Origin of the sequence: Armatimonas sp., assembly GCF_031410135.1 — a bacterium.
Lineage (GTDB): Bacteria > Armatimonadota > Armatimonadia > Armatimonadales > Armatimonadaceae > Armatimonas.
The window spans coordinates 1-16,468 of the sequence record NZ_JANNYP010000374.1 but is presented as its reverse complement, the minus strand read 5'-3'; the positions used below and the strand labels follow the sequence as shown (position 1 = coordinate 16,468).

The 16,468-nt window shown below is 51.0% G+C and carries 15 protein-coding genes; 3 read left to right on the top strand and 12 right to left on the bottom strand.

What is annotated here, in order from left to right; all coding sequences use genetic code 11:
- From RMO15_RS13730 to RMO15_RS13700, 8 genes are all read right to left on the bottom strand, one after another.
- The coding region (locus RMO15_RS13730; protein ID WP_309713568.1) for an AAA family ATPase at positions 1-991 on the bottom strand (991 nt) is incomplete at its 3' end.
- Between the two features lie 26 nt (positions 992-1,017).
- Entirely contained in the window at positions 1,018-2,313 is a 1,296-nt protein-coding gene (locus RMO15_RS13725; RefSeq protein ID WP_309713566.1) for a restriction endonuclease subunit S, read from the bottom strand.
- Complete coding sequence (locus RMO15_RS13720; protein WP_309713563.1) at positions 2,310-3,404, bottom strand: PDDEXK nuclease domain-containing protein; 1,095 nt, start codon at positions 3,402-3,404, stop codon at positions 2,310-2,312. Before RMO15_RS13720 ends, RMO15_RS13725 begins: the two co-directional genes overlap by 4 nt.
- Entirely contained in the window at positions 3,401-5,389 is a 1,989-nt protein-coding gene (locus RMO15_RS13715; protein ID WP_309713559.1) for a class I SAM-dependent DNA methyltransferase, read from the bottom strand. Before RMO15_RS13715 ends, RMO15_RS13720 begins: the two co-directional genes overlap by 4 nt.
- A gap of 97 nt (positions 5,390-5,486) precedes the next feature.
- Positions 5,487-5,666, bottom strand: a complete 180-nt coding sequence (locus RMO15_RS33275) for a DUF6527 family protein (RefSeq protein WP_369016112.1) — start codon at positions 5,664-5,666, stop codon at positions 5,487-5,489.
- Positions 5,667-5,911: 245 nt separating this feature from the next.
- A complete protein-coding gene (locus RMO15_RS13710) occupies positions 5,912-7,330 on the bottom strand; it encodes a ThiF family adenylyltransferase (RefSeq protein WP_309713557.1) in 1,419 nt (472 codons plus the stop codon).
- 11 nt (positions 7,331-7,341) lie between these two features.
- Positions 7,342-7,770 carry an E2/UBC family protein gene (locus RMO15_RS13705; protein ID WP_309713555.1) on the bottom strand — a complete coding sequence of 143 codons (429 nt, stop codon included), beginning with the start codon at positions 7,768-7,770 and terminating at the stop codon, positions 7,342-7,344.
- Positions 7,760-8,113, bottom strand: a complete 354-nt coding sequence (locus tag RMO15_RS13700) for a multiubiquitin domain-containing protein (protein ID WP_309713552.1) — start codon at positions 8,111-8,113, stop codon at positions 7,760-7,762. Before RMO15_RS13700 ends, RMO15_RS13705 begins: the two co-directional genes overlap by 11 nt.
- Positions 8,114-8,302: 189 nt before the next feature.
- Here RMO15_RS13700 and RMO15_RS13695 point away from each other — a divergent pair, with 189 nt between their 5' ends.
- Complete coding sequence (locus tag RMO15_RS13695) at positions 8,303-9,520, top strand: XRE family transcriptional regulator (protein ID WP_309713549.1); 1,218 nt, start codon at positions 8,303-8,305, stop codon at positions 9,518-9,520.
- A gap of 13 nt (positions 9,521-9,533) precedes the next feature.
- Positions 9,534-9,944, top strand: coding sequence for a hypothetical protein (locus tag RMO15_RS13690; protein ID WP_309713547.1), 411 nt, complete (start codon positions 9,534-9,536; stop codon positions 9,942-9,944).
- 50 nt (positions 9,945-9,994) lie between these two features.
- On the opposite strand, the gene RMO15_RS13685 is transcribed toward RMO15_RS13690, so the two are convergent.
- The 4 genes from RMO15_RS13685 to RMO15_RS13670 form a co-directional block, all read right to left on the bottom strand.
- The gene (locus RMO15_RS13685) at positions 9,995-11,464 is read right to left on the bottom strand and encodes a hypothetical protein (protein ID WP_309713544.1); all 1,470 of its coding nucleotides are present in this window, start codon (positions 11,462-11,464) and stop codon (positions 9,995-9,997) included.
- On the bottom strand, positions 11,461-12,840 hold the full coding sequence (locus tag RMO15_RS13680) for a DUF4365 domain-containing protein (protein ID WP_309713541.1): 1,380 nt from the start codon (positions 12,838-12,840) through the stop codon (positions 11,461-11,463). Before RMO15_RS13680 ends, RMO15_RS13685 begins: the two co-directional genes overlap by 4 nt.
- Before the next feature lie 175 nt (positions 12,841-13,015).
- Entirely contained in the window at positions 13,016-13,279 is a 264-nt protein-coding gene (locus tag RMO15_RS13675; RefSeq protein WP_309713535.1) for a hypothetical protein, read from the bottom strand.
- Between the two features lie 35 nt (positions 13,280-13,314).
- Complete coding sequence (locus RMO15_RS13670) at positions 13,315-13,908, bottom strand: ParA family protein (RefSeq protein WP_309713528.1); 594 nt, start codon at positions 13,906-13,908, stop codon at positions 13,315-13,317.
- Positions 13,909-14,760: 852 nt separating this feature from the next.
- Here RMO15_RS13670 and RMO15_RS13665 point away from each other — a divergent pair.
- Complete coding sequence (locus tag RMO15_RS13665; RefSeq protein ID WP_309713524.1) at positions 14,761-16,419, top strand: ISL3 family transposase; 1,659 nt, start codon at positions 14,761-14,763, stop codon at positions 16,417-16,419.
- Positions 16,420-16,468: the final 49 nt, after the last annotated feature.

Sequence of the window (16,468 nt, the reverse complement as noted above, 5' to 3'; positions counted from 1 at the left end):
CTTCTGGCTCATCAAGAACAATCAGAGAAGCGAGATTCGGAGAGAGTAGCACCGTTGCCCAGCAGAGCATACGGAGCGTTCCATCACTGAGATCATCCTGGTAGAGTGGGCTTTTACTACTACCCTGGTACCATTCGAGCTGCACTGTTCTTCGGCCAACAGGCAAAATACGTATTCTGCGTGTTTTGGGAAAGAGTTCTTTAAAGGCCTCAGTAAGACGCTCTTCAAACTCAATGTTCTCCTTGAGAAGATTGTGAAGAACGATCAGCAGATTTTCTCCTGAGCTTTCAAGGCGGATATCCGTACTGCCCAAATCAGGAGCTGCTCGGCGGACGGCTTCGATATTCATACGCCCCGAGTCATAAAAAGCCCAGGTACTGAGACTCTTAATGACTTCACGACGAGTATTTTCTAGAATAGGACTGTCTTTATGGTGGGGCTCAAAATCACTATATTTTTCAGGCAAAGAATGAAAAAACAGCTCATTTGTAGGAAGCTCAGGTACTGGAATTACATAATTACCATCAATCAGTTTAAAAATAGTTAACTGAGCAGTATTTGGCGCATTTGGCGATGATTCATAAACCATCAACTTCTTCGCTTCACCATCAGGTTGTTTTTCCCAATAAGCCAAGTCCTCACCGCGAACCAGTACTGTATTTTCATCCTTGACTTCAAGCCGGACTTCATGAGCAAATAGAACCTGCTCGGCATCTGTAAAGGAGATACCAACTCTCACAGACGAAGGGCGCTCTAGAGAAACATCTAAGATCCGACCAGACCCGAAACGTGCCATGGCACTTTCAAAGCGGGTCACTCCTCGGCGCTCATCCGGTGTGCCTGTGACCGCATCCTGGAGAAAGCGTAGGATTCGTATGAGATTGCTTTTTCCTGAGCCGTTCGCACCAACAAAGATATTTAGCGAACCAAGCAATAGACCTGTTGGAATCACTAGGTTGCGGTAGTTCCAGGCGTGGATTTTTTTTATCATTTCGTTTTGCTCGGTTCTCTATCGTCTCAGTTCGTCTCTCGAACATCTATTTTACCCGTCACCACTTCGGAGATGAGAGCGGTGCGATACTCGTTAATGAGTTCAATCTCTCGCTCGATCCGGGAGATGGCACCATCTATCCGTTGGGACTGCTCCTCAATCTCCGTCACGATAGCCCGCTGCTCACTGAGCGGTGGGCATATCATTCGGACATTGAAAAACTGGTCAGGGTACAGACGCAGGCGCGATTCTTGAATGCCCGTTGAGCGACAGATGTACTCAGCGATGTACGATTTTGCGCGGGCAAGATGGTCAAGATATTCCGGTAGGAAAGAACTGCTACGTTGCCTGTAAACTCCATAGGAGGGGCTTACAATCCCTCGGTGGCGTGAAACTCCCATTGCTCCCATCCAAGCCCACATTGTGTTGATCACCAAGTCGCCAGGTATACAAACCTTTGAACCCTCGTAGGACTCGGCCAGGAACATGTTCACATTTTTCTCACTGCGAGGGGTAACGCCCGTGATGTGAGAGACGGAAAGTAATTCTTCATCCCCTGATTCGGAGCGCTCATCAATCTCGGAAAAAAAGTATTTTGCCCGCTTCACTTCCCAGTGAGCAGGGACTTCCCCAACAAACATCGCGCCGGTCTGCTTCATCGGCGCGTCGGGATTCAGCCCTCGCAACACGATTTTCTGAATAAACGCCGCCCGTTCCTCGTTCAGGAGCGCGATGAGCTTTCGCTTGCTGGCGACGAAGCCATCGATCTCGGCGTTCTTGCGGTCGAGGTAGGAAACGATGGCTGTTTGCTCCTCTAATGAACGAGTTGCCACAACCTTTAAATTGCCAAGTTCAACTGAGGTTATGGCAGGATAATTTACTCCCTTGGACTCTTTGGTTACGGAGTCGATAAAGCCGTCAGAGCGAATTATGTAGGAGACGTATTTTGGTAGCGTGCCTGCCTCAGGTGTCAAAACTGCAAATCCCGTAGAGGCAATCCAGTTATCTTCGCACTCCGGAATATGCGCTATTGCTTTTAGATAGGTTCGAACAGTTGAAATGACTGTGTCCCCAGGTTTGATGATGCGACGTGCTCGTGATGGAGCATCTGAGAACTTGAAACCCTGTAGTTCACCAGAGATTCCTGACGAATCAACATTACCAATATCGAGGTACTGAAGCTCGTAACCAGGCGAGACAGTTTCGGAAAGTGTAGCCATATTAATTTTGACAAACCGCTTCAGTGGTAAAAACTCAAAATGTCTCGGTATCTCGCCGAGCCACTGAACGCTAGAAGGCTTGTAGGCAGGGTAGCGTTTCATTCTTGCTCTCCCTCGCTTACTGGCTGTTGCCGCGCCGCAAGCTGTGCTCGCCCACGCTCTTCCGCCTCTTTCAGCTTCCGCACCAGCAACGCCGGAGGAAGATTCTGGGTAATGTACTCCGCGACATGAATATCGTCCTTGCCGATCTGTAGCAGCTCGATCTCCTCTTGGCTCGCCTCCGTGCAGAGGATAATTCCAATCGGCGACTCCTCGCCGGGCTCGCGCTCGTTCTTATTCAGCCAGCTCATGTACAGCTCAAGCTGCCCTTTATGCGCCGCTTCGAACGGGCCGATCTTCAGCTCGATCACCACCAAGCGTTTCAGCTTGCGATGGTAGAACAGCAAGTCTATCTGGTGGCTCTTGCCCCCGATCACGATGCGCTGCTGACGAGCGACGAAAGTAAACCCGACGCCAAGCTCCAGCAGGAACGCCTGCAACTGGCGCAGAATGGCTGTCTCCAGATCCTTCTCGGAGTAGGTATCAGCCAGCCCAAGGAAGGGGAGGATATAGGGATCACGCAGCACCAGATCAGGGGTCCAGCGGTCTTCATCACGAAGCGCGGCCAGCTCCTGCCGCACGAGTTCGTCGGTGTTTCTCGAAAGCGCCGTGCGGGTGAAGAGTGCCCCCGCAATCTCTCGGCGAAGGCCACGGATACTCCAGCGGCAGGCATGGCACATGGAGATATAGAACTCGCGCTCCAGCGGGTCGCGTAGGGGAAGCACCTCGACGAAGTGGCTCCACTGCACTACTGCCGCAACCTTATCCACCATAGCTCGGTCGGGGAAATACTCCACGGTTTGCATCATCCGAAAGAGATTCTGACGCGAGTAGCCGCTCCCATAGTCCTCAATCAATTGTCTCGACACTGTCGAGACAATCTGTTTGCCGTAGGGTGCGCGCTTCTCATGGAGAATATCCTCACGGATTCGCTGGCCTAAATCCCAGTAGAGGAGTGTCTGCTCGCGGTTTGCCGCGACTGCCACCCGTGTTCGGGCGCTCTCGATCAGGCCACGCAGGTCAGCGATGAGCTGCTCCGTCGCCGGGTACTCGGATTCGGGCAGACTGTTCTTGGCAGGAACCAATCCGCTCACAGCGAGTCCTCCGCGATGGCATGCAGCAGGCCGTCCGTCTCTGCCTCCAGGGCGGCAATATCCCTGAGAATCTCTTCCAGTGGGCGCGGCGGCTGGTATTTGTAGAAGACCTTAGTAAAGGAAATCTCGTAGCCCACCACAGTCTTCTCCTCGTCAATCCAGGCATCCGGCACGTAGGGGATAACCTCACGATCCAGAAACACCTCAGGGTCTTCTTTAAGAGGCACGTTCTCCGTGTCGCGTAGCTCGGTATCAGCGGCGGCGTTCCCATCCTTGTCAGCAACCATAGCCGCTGCCGGGTCGCGTTCTGTCAGAGCGTCGTAGAGTGCCTTGGCGTCCTTCGCCGTTTGCTTGATCTTATTGGCTTTGAGGTAGGCTTCCCACTTCTTCTTGAAAGCGTTGAAGTCCAGGAGCGTCACGTCCTTACCGAAAAGGCTGGTGAGGGCGCTGGCCCAGTCCTTCACCTCAGGCAGTGCCAGGCGCTCCGCATCGAGCTTCACCGCCAAGCGTAGCGGGCGATCCACCGTGATCTTGCGATAGCCGAAGTCCTCATTATCGAAGATGCGGGAATGCTCAGTGTCCTCGAAGTGCTCGTACTCACCCATGATCTGGGCGATGTGCTCGGCGCGGAACTCGCAGTTCTTCTTGCCCAGATTCTTGCGCAGCTTCACAAACCACTCTGAGGCATCGATGAGCTGAATCTTGCCCTTGCGACTTGCGGCCTTACGGTTGGTCAGCACCCAGATGTAGGTCGAGATGCCGGTGTTGTAGAACATGTTCTCAGGCAGGCCGATGATGCACTCCAGATAGTCATTCTCGATGATGTGGCGGCGAATCTCGCTCTCACCACCACCCGCGTCTCCCGTGAAGAGCGCCGACCCGTTGTGAACCGTGGCGATGCGGCTCCCCAGTGGCGTATCGTGCTTCATCTTGGCGATCATGTTCAACAGAAAGAGGAGCTGCCCATCGCTGGTGCGAGGAACGCCCACTTTGAAGCGGTCGTCCGTGATCTCCTTCTTAGAGTTGCGAATCGCCTTCTCATCACCTGACCAGCTCTTACCGTAGGGGGGATTGGAGAGCATGAAATCAAAGCGGGTCGCCTGGTGTCCGTCCTGGGAGATCGTGGAGCCATACTTGATGTTGCCGGGGTCACGCTCCTTGATGAGCATGTCTGACTGGCAGATAGCAAACGTCTCCGGGTTCACCTCCTGGCCGTAGAGCTCCAGGCGAACCTTCTTCTTTAGCTTCTCGGAAAGCTCCTGAAGCACTTGCTCTGCCTCGGTGAGCATCCCACCGCTGCCACAGGCAGGATCGTAAACAAGGTAGGTGGTGCTCTGAATCTGGCCCTCGATGGGGTGGAAGATGAGCTGGCCCATAAGCTCGATGATCTCGCGGGGCGTGAAGTGCTCTCCGGCCTCCTCGTTGTTGTCCTCATTGAAGCGACGGATCAGCTCCTCGAAAACATAGCCCATCCCCAGGTTCGTCAGGCCGTGGTGAAGGATCTTTCCCTCAGCAGTCTTGATTGGCTCCGGCCCCAGGTGGATTGTCTTGGCGGTGAACTTTTCGATCAGCAGGAAGATGCGGTCGGCCTCGTGGAGCGTCTCGATCTGGTTGCGGAGCTTGAACTTACGGATGATCTCCTGAACGTTCTCCGAGTACCCATCCAGGTACACCTCGAAGTTCTCCCGAATCTGGCTGGGCTGATCCAGGAGCTTCTTGAGGGTGAACTTGCTGGTGTTGTAGAAGGGCTGACCTGATGCCTTCTGGAGTGCGGCGGCCTGGCTGAAAATCTTATTATCGTTGAGCCACTGGTGGCGCTCCAGAACCACGTCTTTGGTGGGTTCCAGAAGGCTATCCAGGCGGCGCAGGACGGTCATGGGTAAGATCACGTCACGGTACTTGCCGCGCACGTAGACATCGCGCAAGACATCATCAGCGATGTTCCAGATGAAATTGACGAGGGTGTTGTGGGTAGTGTTGTCCATAGGTCAGGCTAATCGTACCCATCATAGCCGAAAATATGGTGTTAGTGCAGTGGGCGCTGCACTGGCTCAGTTACTCCAAGTTGCTCGCCGAGAATGCCTAGCACCACTTAATTTTCCCAGAGCGTACAAAGAAGTGACTCCGACAGCCAATCTGCCTCCAAACGGAAGGGGAGAGCGTAACAGCACCATCAGGGGCAACCGAAAATTTCCAGTTTGGCATTTCATCAGGGAGCAGATTGAGGAGAAGAGTAGACTGGCACCCACATGGACAGGTCATCGCAGCCAGCCACTCGTTGCCAGGAACCCCAATAATAAATACCGACATCGTGGGGATAATCTTTGGCAAGTCTGCATCGTCAGTCAGTAATACGGCCCGGTACAGGGACTCTTCAGGTTCGGAAGTGGGCTTGGAGCGGCCCAGAAACCGCTCCCACCAACCCATCAGCCGCCCAGGAAAACCTCGAAACTGATCCCAAGCATTGCTCAAGCGCTCCTTAAATCGCTGCTGAAACTGACTCGGCATTATTGAATCTCCGGTGATGGATCATCGAGAAATAGACGGGCATCACCCCGCCCAGCGAACTTTGCTAGCATTAAGCAGGGCTCTCCCTCAGGCTCGCAAACATGGTCATTCTCGCGGAAGTCAAAGGTTCGGATCGCACAAGATGTGTTATCCACGCGCCGGTAGGGATGCAGGCGTGCTAAAAACTCGTTGGCTGCCATAGCCGCGATCTGCATATTGATGGTGATGACCGCAGGTCGCTCAACATGCACGTTTCGGATATAACCCTCGTGCCGTTGGCGCTCGTACTCCTCGGGGTTGCGCCGCGCCAGACCCTCAGCACGAACCGCCTCCATTGAGACCATACCTCTACCAAAAAGGCTGGAGCCATCGGGTTGCAGGGAGTGGACGCTACCGCAGACATAGGAAACCCCACCTATCCCATCGGCATCAAGGCGCACGCCGAGATCGAAGTAAGGGATGTTGTAGAAGGTGGCAAGCCGGTTCAGATAGTACCGCCCCTCTGCGCTATCCATGCATCCAAAAAGTACATCGCACTCCGCGAGCTTACGCATCACTGCACTATCCACCAGGTTCTCGGGTAGTGGAAGTACTTCTGTTCCGAGATCCATTGCACGGATAGCATCCGCAAGCACCTCAACCTTTAGGCGCTTAGCCGATGCGTCAGCACGAGTGGTATTGAGAATCCGGTTCAGGTTCTTGTCCTTCACCACATCGGGGTCCACCAGCACTAAGTGGCCGACTCCAAGACGCGCCAGTTGCTCCACGAGAGGGCTACCCGTACCAGAGATACCCACGATGCCGACAGAGAGCTGGCGAAGCCTTGTGAAGGTCTCCTCGCCGAAGAACTGACGATTCTTGGCTTCAAATTCCTCAGGGCCAACCACATACTCGGAGTTAGAGCTGTCAGAGTCCCAGAAGTGGAGATTGTCGCCCGCGACCGAGACGAGATTTACGGGAATGAAGTCGCCCTTGCGGGTGACGACACGTGCCATGATCTCACCGCCAGCGTTTGTGCCTTCAGCGGGTAACATAATCGCGCTCATGTGGGGCAGGCCATCATCTAACCAGGAGTAGATAGTGGGAAATAGGTCACGGTCAGCAGCATCATCTACCTTGGAAAAATGCGGATAGTAACCAGGGTGACTGTGAATCTTCAGAAGGGCCATGCCCTTCTTCACAGCCTCTTCAAGTAGAGGCTCGATCCGATCTGTCCTCCAGGTGATCTGGTCGGGCAAACGCACCGGGCACTCCTCGTGAGGGATCGGGATTATCCGGTGAACCGTGAGGATGTGCGCATCTTTGCCTTGACGTCGGCCACAGAGAGCAAGAGCGACTGCCTCGTTTCTGTCGCCGGGGAACAGATGGGATGACAGGGCAGAGTGCTGCCGCCCCGTCATGCGAAGTTTGTACTGCATAAAATGATCTCCTATCGGCTCAGTTCTGCCGCAAGCCAAGCTTTGATTCGCTCGACATGCGTTGCTAGCTCATCAACCCCGGGTCGCCACGTGTAGTGGCGAGACCACCTCTGCCAGGTCTGCCCTGTGATGGGCTGTGGGGCCAGGGCGGCGATGGGACGACCATTTGCTCGCGCCAGATGAGGAAAAAGGTAAACCATGTCTAGCGCTGAGTTTGGATAGCCCGAGGGGATTTGAATTGCTGCTCGCACAAGAGAGTGGTCATAACCTTGGGGCACGGAGAAATTGTTCAGGATCAGCCAGGGAGTTCCACTGTCCTGAATTGTCTCCCAACCGGGATGGTTTGCGTCCAGGAAGTCCTGATCCACCTCTGGCATTTGAAAATCACGACGTGGGGCGGCAGTTGCCACCCCACCCGTGACTGTTGACTCAGCGGACATCGAGAACTCCTTCCGTTTCTCCCTTCATCCCGTCAGTATTCTCTTTGGGGATCGTCATGAACCGCTCGACACCAGGCTCGCGCAGATCCACAACTTGCTCAGGAGTCACGGGGCGTACCTGTCCACCCCGCATTCGCTGACGGAGATGGTAACCCGCAGGGGTTTTCCCAGCCAGCGCAAGAAGCTCGGCTCCCGTCAGTTTCTCGGCGTCCGTCACGTAGTGATGGTCGTCGATGCGCAGGCGGTACACCTTTGCCAGTGGGAGAGGTTCGCCGCGCTTGGCAAACTCCTCAATGTCAACCTCGTCGAGGATAGGCTCCTCGGGGCCATGGGTCTTTTCCATGATCTCGTCTTTCGCTTACGATCTGCTGGACATGATAGATTTTCCAACATCAAATAGAGTCTATCGCCTCACGAAAGAAATTGCAACACCTCAAGCAGACTATTGACAAAAAAAGTTATTTCTGTGGTATATTAGAATATGGGTCATCGTGACTGCAACTGAAGCGGACGTAGCCAATCAAGGAACCATATGCCAATCACTCAACAACAACTCGCCGAGCGCCTCAGAAAAGAGCGTGATCGGCTTGAGCTGACGCAAGCCGAAGTAGCTGAGCGTCTTCAAGTGAAACGCCCAACTATTGCTCAAATTGAAGCGGGTAACCGATCTGTCACAAGCATCGAGCTCTTCCAGTTCGCTGCCATTTACAAACGCGATATCGAGTTTTTCCTCGCTGAATCCGACCCTAGAGCACTCGCGGGTGTCATGCACCTACGTGCCAATACGGATTTAGGCGAACCAGTACAAGCTGCCTTAGAGGAGTGTGTGAAACTATGTCAGGCGGCTACATTTCTCGAAAGCCAGTTAGGTACATCACGTAATGGTGTTCCATTTTCCTACACATTCGAACGCCCTCAGGGTCGCTGGGAGGCCGTTGATCAAGGTATGCGGCTTGCTGCTATGGAGCGAAAGCGGCTTAATCTTGGGAACGTACCAGTGCGCAATATTGTGGAAATCATCGCCCAGCATGGTGTCCGTGTGGCTCGCCATACATTGACAGATGATATTGCCGGACTCTTTTTTGTAGGTCCAGACACTGGTATGGCGATCTTGGTCAACGCAGGTCATCCAGTGACTCGCCGCTTATTTTCTTACGCGCATGAGTATGCTCATTTGCTGGTGGACAGTACGCAAATCTCTGGTGCTGTAAGCCGCTATGGAAATCGAGATGAGCTGGTCGAGGTACGAGCCAATGCCTTTGCTGCACATTTCCTTATGCCCAGCGATGGCGTTCACGAATTCTTGGATGGTATTGGCGGACCAACGCGTCAGGTCATGGAGATTTATGATGGATTCAAAGAGCAGCCCGGAGATGAACCCCTAACAGCTCAACGTCGCACAATTCCTGGATCACAAGAAGTAAAAATGATCGATGCGCTTCGTACTGCCCATTACTTTGGGACAAGCTACGATGCTACTCTTTATCAACTACTAAACTTAAAGGTAATCCAAAGAGAAACTCTGGATAAATTACTGGGGGAAAAAGAGCGTGCAGAACGAGCAAGTATATTGCTCGGAATTCCAGATTATTTAGAAAGAGAGACATTGGCTGATCTAAAAAAAGTGATGATAAATCTCGTCGTAGAGTCTTGGTTACAAAAAAAGATTTCTCGTCCTAAGGCGCACGAATATATGGTCATGTTAAGTTTGAATCCTCAAGACCTTGATTCCTTAGGTGATCCTGACTAAAGGAACTTGTTTTATGGAGATCAAACCTCAAAAATCACTTATCATAATAGATCCCCATTTATTAATTTCCATTGGGGGGAAAATCCCATCAGGATCACTCACGTCATGCCCATACGCTAAATTTTTCATTTGTAATCATCTAGTATCAAGTGATTTCACAACAGATGATTACCTACGTATCCAAGAACTAATAGGGTCTGAAGACATAGAACAGCTTCCCGTGGATGCGGTTGAAATGAATGACCTTTTAGGGATGCGTAACCATCTTGTTTTGTATCAAATAGCTTCTATCGCAGCAGCTCGCTTTTATGAATGCAGCTTTGCTAGTGACTGCTGCATATTACAGCGGATGGCAAGATCAGTATTGAGTGAAGACAAAGTTCTCGGCGGCTCAGATATAAGAAGAATAATTTCCCAAATATAAGCAGATAGACAGGATAAAGGATATATTACTCTCAAGAGTTTATTGAAAAGTTACATATAATACCTGTACTGTGGCTCAATATGACCTCCTTCAGGAATATAGCGAAGTATTAATCCAACCTGACGAGCGGCCCGCAATGTAATCGGGAGTGCACCATCAAACTGCGTATTATTCCAATTCATTTTTGTCAATGCCATTATTTCTTGCGCCAGAAATGATGGTGACTCTGTCGTTTCATCACAACGGATCAGCCTTGGATTGGGAATGTAGAGACCAGGATAAGTTTGCCAAAAATCGACACTTCCTTTGCTATATAACAAATGTTGTTTGTCACTTAGAGATAACATAGTTCCTCGTAGAGGAGCATACGTGCCATGTCTGAAGATTCGTGTCTGACTTGTACTGATACTAACGAAATCATGATAGTCAATTCCTTTTTCATCTAATGCTTCATTAAATCCAGCAATTTCTTCTGTATTGAATGACGAAGTTTTATGGAGCACGACACGTGCTGGGAGTGTACGATGTTCGTCCCGGTAACGACCGAGTGCGTTTCTCAGGAGTGTACAAGCATCTGAACGTTTTAAATGAATTTGGCGATCCTCTTTGGAAATCTGTGCTGCTCCACCACGCACAATCACCCCTTCGCCTCGCTGGTTAAATACTTGTGCCATGCTCGTCATGACAGTCTCCTTATCTAGTGAGACATAAAAACTTATTCCAACATAACAGGTTGTAAGAAGCGCAGGATCTCGGATCAGACGCCATGGTACACCACCGGCTTTATAGTACAAGGCAGTATGGATATTCCATGCTCGCGTCGCTTCATCCTGAAGTGACTGAATTCGGTTTGCCTTACGCTTCTGTTGCCGACGCGCTTTTTCATCCCAGGTCGTTGGACGGATAATTTGAAGCGGTTTACGAACCTGACTCATCGCTTCTGCCTTAAGCATGTCGTGAAACACAAGGCGTTCTCCGTGAACGGGGCCATCATCATCATCTGGAGACGTTTGACTAGTTTCGACGTTTGCCATGCTCTCAGCATTCTCAATTTTATCTAAAAGCTCTGTTGGATGTGCGCATAGTAGAACATCAGCATTGGTATTTTCAGCCAAATATCGAAGATCATTGAGGTAAAGCTCGACAGCTTCCCGCACAATTTGATTTGGCGCACTATTCTGAAGCAATCTCTTTAGATTTGCTGGTGGTAGTGGTCTCTGAAGAGAAGAATCAAACACTAATTCAGATTGAAAACTATCTTCAGGATTAAATCCCGGAAAATATGGGAATAAATTTGGTTTTTTACTATCTTTGGGAGAGATTTCTGAGCGACATTTTTCTAACCATGCACATACGCCCGAAATGGTCTCGTTTGTACCAACAATACCAACTCGAATTTTTTTGGGTGCCAAGGAAGTATCATAATCCAGAGGTCCATGCTGCATTAGACCAAAACGAATATCAATATGACTTCCTCTGCCAAACTCTAGTTCAGGCTCTTCAAAAAAGTGCAGTTTCATAAACCAAACAACCCCATTCCTTCGATATCACTTTGAATAACTTCTGCCTCTTCCTCTTCTTCAGTATTAAGCCACGCTTTATCCGGAATGCCTCGGTCAATAGTCACTGTAGACAATGAACCAAATTGTAGGCGCACCTCCTCATCGAGATTTGTAAGGTTTGGTGGTGGAAAATAACTACGCAGCATCTCTGCCCAAGCTACTACTTGCCCCAAGACAGCACCATTTTTTTCAATACGCTTTAAGCCTGACAATGAGTTGTGTGCAAAACGATACCCGTGCCTACCATCTGAAGTAAAATGATATGAAGGATTTATTTCGAGATACCAAACATCTTCATACTGAACAAATTGTCCATAAAATGCAGAATGCCTATAGTGTGCAGGCTCTGTAGAGTCTTTTGGCTGATAAGGTTCAAAAACAATGCGACTAGCCTTGTTTTTCACACTCTTATAATCAATGATTTTTTCTGATAGATCATCGGTATCACGAAAAAAATAGAATCCATGCTTCTCATGGAGATCTATTCCATTACAAGCAAGATTATAGCGGAGACAAATATTTAATAACTGAACAAAATTATCCCGTGCAATCGGTTCAGATGATTGAGACCAATCATTACAAGAATAAGTTTCTAATGTCCCACGTTCACATATATTATTCCAAGGGTACACTGATAAATCATAAAAAGAATATATATTCCCTCCGTGAAGAATCCATATTGGCCCCGCATTATTATCAAACCTTTTCAGTACATGAATTAACTTGTCTTCGGATCTAAATTCCGTTCTTGCCACAGAAATTCGTTTAGGAAATTCTATAATCGGTAATAAATTAAGGTATAAGGTCTCATCTTTCGGCATAGGAGCTAGATAAAGACCAATACCTTGAGGCATTGCTATATTAATTAAAGATTGCCGACAATTCGGATCTACAGAAAGTCTATCTTTATGCTTATCAAAAATTATTTTTCGTGAATTTTGATTACTAGGATCACTGAAATAATCTTTAAGTGAGACCCAGTATGCTTCATTTGTGCGTGGACGAGATCTCACAAGAATTACAGGAGCATTTCCGTTCAACCAGTAATTTATATCTTTTTGTTGACAATAATATTCAAAAGTATCGGTTGTCTCTCGATCAAAATCTTTATCAGTAGCTTTGCTTTGGACTTGAATTATATTATTAGTCACCTCGCCTGTCTGTACATCTCGAATCTCAATATATCCATCAATTCCAGCTTCAAGGCCAGTAGGATGCCACAAAAAACCTATTTCGCCAACTATCGAGTCGATGAGAGTAACCCCTCTCTTACCGATCATGTCAGAGTTGCGTATCTTTTTGCGACTAGAAGTAGATGCTACGCGACGGCCCATATTCTATGGTATACCCGATCATGAGATATTCTCTGAAGCTATTAACTTCTGCTGGTAAAATTGCTTTCACCTGTAGCGATCCGGATTCCCTTCGGTATGCGCATCTGCCTCAATGAAACACTTCGGATGCTTAGCGGTGTCGCTAGCGTCTGACAAAATCTCTTGGATGATCTCATCAAGGTGTAGGTCGTTCTTGTATCCCAAACCGAGTAGCGAGAGCCTCAGTGATGACAGCGGTAATGCTGGTGTCGTGGCGTTTGGCCTCAGCGACCCAGTGCATCCGCAGGCGCTTAGGAACCCGGATCGAGAGGTTTACCATCTCCTCAACCACTCTAGTGTTGGGGCTTTCTGGCGGCGCTTCGACTTTCTTTTCCTCTGGCGCTGTTCCCTCTGACTCTCGCGCCTTTTGGATGATGTCCGCGTAACGTGGCTTGTTCATGTCTCGTTTCCTTCTCCTCTAAAACTCCAACGTCCTCAGATCAGCTCCAGTATCTCTTTACCGAGACTCTTGAAGTCGCCCCAAGCCGCCTTCTGCCTGGGATCGTCAAGCGTCTCCACGGTCGTGCCTGCCAGCGCCGACTTGGGGAAGCCTACGGTGCAGCGGATCATAGCATCGAAGACCTCGATGCCCGCCTGGCGCAGCTCACCCTGCATGATCTCCCCCTCGCGGCTGGGGTGGGGCGGCACGATGGTGAGGAGCGCCCGGTACTTGGCACCGGGAAGCGCTCGGCAGGTCTCCAGCATGGGCTGGAGGCTGAGCACGTCGGGAGCAGTGGGCAGGACGATCAGGTCGCAGCCCTTTGCCAACTCCTTGAGATCGTCAGAGTCTGGCCGTGCTGGTGTATCGATGACAATGAAGTCCGCGCCTGCGACGGCTTTCATGGCTTGACGCTGGTCCACGACCTCGAAGGGCAGGGAACCGCGCTCCGCCCAGGCGACGGACGTTCGGTTAGGATCGCCGTCTACGAGGACGGTCTTGCCCTTCTTGCTGAAGAACGCGGCGAGGTGTACGGCGACGGTGCTCTTACCGACGCCTCCCTTGTAACCCGTGATGGTAATGATCTTCATACCCGTCCAACCCTCCTCCTAGAGCTTCCACTCTAGCTCCGGCCTCGTGTGAGGCGATTCTACGCGAGTCGCCCCGAAAAAGCTCTGCTCCTAGAGCCCTGTCTCCGCCAAAACGCCGAGCCCTTATCGGGGGTAATTTCGTGTCTATAGTATACCATATAGCCAGAATACCAGACTGGTATACCAGATTTACAGACCATATTACCAGAAAGCCATACCAGAAAGCCAGACATAATTGAGGTAATCTTAGGCGATTTTACTAAGACTGTCTGATATGTACTCGCCTGTCCTACTCCTCAATGCCCCCATCTTGCCATTTCTACCGCCTTCTGGGTGGAGCGATTCTCTTTCCGGGAGCTACCGCCCCTAGAATCGCCACCAGGGAGCCTACAGAGGCAAATCACCAAAATCGAGGCGAAGAGCGATGCGGGGGCGATTTACCAAGTGGGGAAATAGTCGTTTCTAGCTACCGATAAGTTTACTTTATCGGTAGCTAGGAGGAAATCCAAAGTGACCTGGTGAACTTACGTTCACAGAACCCGAGAAGCGGTGGATCGAGGGCTTAGCTTAACGATTTGAGCGTTTCGCCTGCAATGACGGGCCCGTTTTTCCGTGTGGTTAATTCTCCACGCACCGAGTGGAAAATTGTGCCAAGGGCAAACCAGAGCTAAAAGGATAGGCTGGCAAGGCGGGTAAAGGGATGAGGGACGATGACTGATGATTTTGTCAATCTCTTTTGGGTTCTGCGTCACTTTCGATGAAGCCCCGAGAGCAAACACCAAAAACGCCGCCGTAAGATCGCCGCAGGATCTGGAGAGTATTATTCTTTAAAAATCTCTCTGGAGTCTTGCCATGTTTCTAGATTTCGCGTTTCCGGGAATGAAGATTCGCCACTACAGCGCCCAACCCGAATGTAGTCTGCCAATCTTGCTCATCGTTGCCGTTCTTGCTCTCACGGCAATGTGTCCCCTCTGCCAACACCCGGCAAGCAGAGTGCATAGCCGCTATGAACGAACGCTAGCCGATACACCCGTCGCAGCTCGCAGAGTGCTGCTCAAAGTCGAGATACGAAGATTTTTTTGCGACCAGCAGCAATGCCAAAGGCGTATTTTTGCGGAGAGATTGCCCCAACTGGCAAACCGATACGCACGCGCCACTAAACGACTTCTTCAGGCACAGACGGCTATTGCTCAGGCAGTGGGAAGTCGGGCGGGCACCTTCCTCGCAACTGTTTTGCACATGCCAGGTAGTGCCACCACTCTGCTCAGACGCGAAAGGGCTGCCCCTATTGCACAAGTCAAGGCACCCCGCGCTCTTGGAGTGGATGATTTTGCCTTCAAGAAAGGCAACCGCTATGGAACCATTCTGGTGGACTTGGAGAGTCATCACCCGATAGATCTCCTGGAAGATCGGGAAGCCGCCACCTTGACCAAGTGGCTCAAAGAGCATCCCGGCTCCGAGATTATCAGCCGAGACCGAGCGGGAGCCTATGCTTTGGGCGCACGCGAGGGCGCGCCAGAAGCGCTTCAAGTGGCTGACCGCTTTCATCTGCTGCACAATGGCGTTGAAGTCCTGGAACGTTTTCTCACTCGGCACCACCGCCATCTGAATGCGGCGACGCTTCAAGCCAGCCAAGAAAGTCCAGAGACTGTCCCATCTATAGTTGTGCCTTCGACTCTGGTCGAGCTGACACGAGCGCAATGCCAGAGCCGGGCCAAGCACCAGAAACGTCGGGCTCGATACGAGAAAATCGGGCAACTCCACGCTCAAGGAGCCAGCATCCACGCGATTGCTGAGACTCTGGCAATGTCGCGCAGAACGGTGCGTCGCTTTGTTCGGGCCAAGAGTTTCGAGGACGCATTCCCGGAGCAACCCGCAAGCCGTCCACGGCCCAACCAACTCGACGAGTTCGAAGTCTATCTTCGTGAGCGTTGGGAGCAGGGTTGCCACAATGCCTCCCAGCTCTTCCGCGAGATTCAGAAGCGCGGCTTTGGGGGAGCCTCCTCGGCGCTGCGTCAGTACCTGGCAAAATGGCGAATCCAGCCACCGGCGGAGTTAGGGCGAAGGCGTGGGAGTCTGCCGAATCGTCGGGTGAAGCCAACAGTCCCCACGACCAGGGAGACAACGTGGCTTTTGCTGGGCTACAAACGCACCCAGGATGCACAGAAGCAGAAGTTCAATGACGGCTTTGTGGATCGCCTTTGCGTGGCGTGTCCTTTGATTATGACAGCACGGACTCTGGTGGTTGAGTTCTTTGCTCTTGTGCGGGAAAGCCGTGCGGATGCTTTAGAGTCGTGGCTTTGCTCGGCTGATGCCAGTGGGATAACGGAGTTGCAAGGATTCTCTTCGGGTTTGCGCCGTGACCTTGACGCTGTTGTTTGTGGCATCTCCCTGAGTTGGAGCAACGGCGTGGTGGAGGGCAATGTAAACCGTTTGAAGTTTATCAAGCGTCGTGGTTATGGTCGTGCTAACTTTGATCTACTGCGCCGTCGTGTTTTACAGATGAGGTGATATTTTTGGTGTTTGCTCTCGGGGCTTCATCGAAAGTGACGCAGAACCC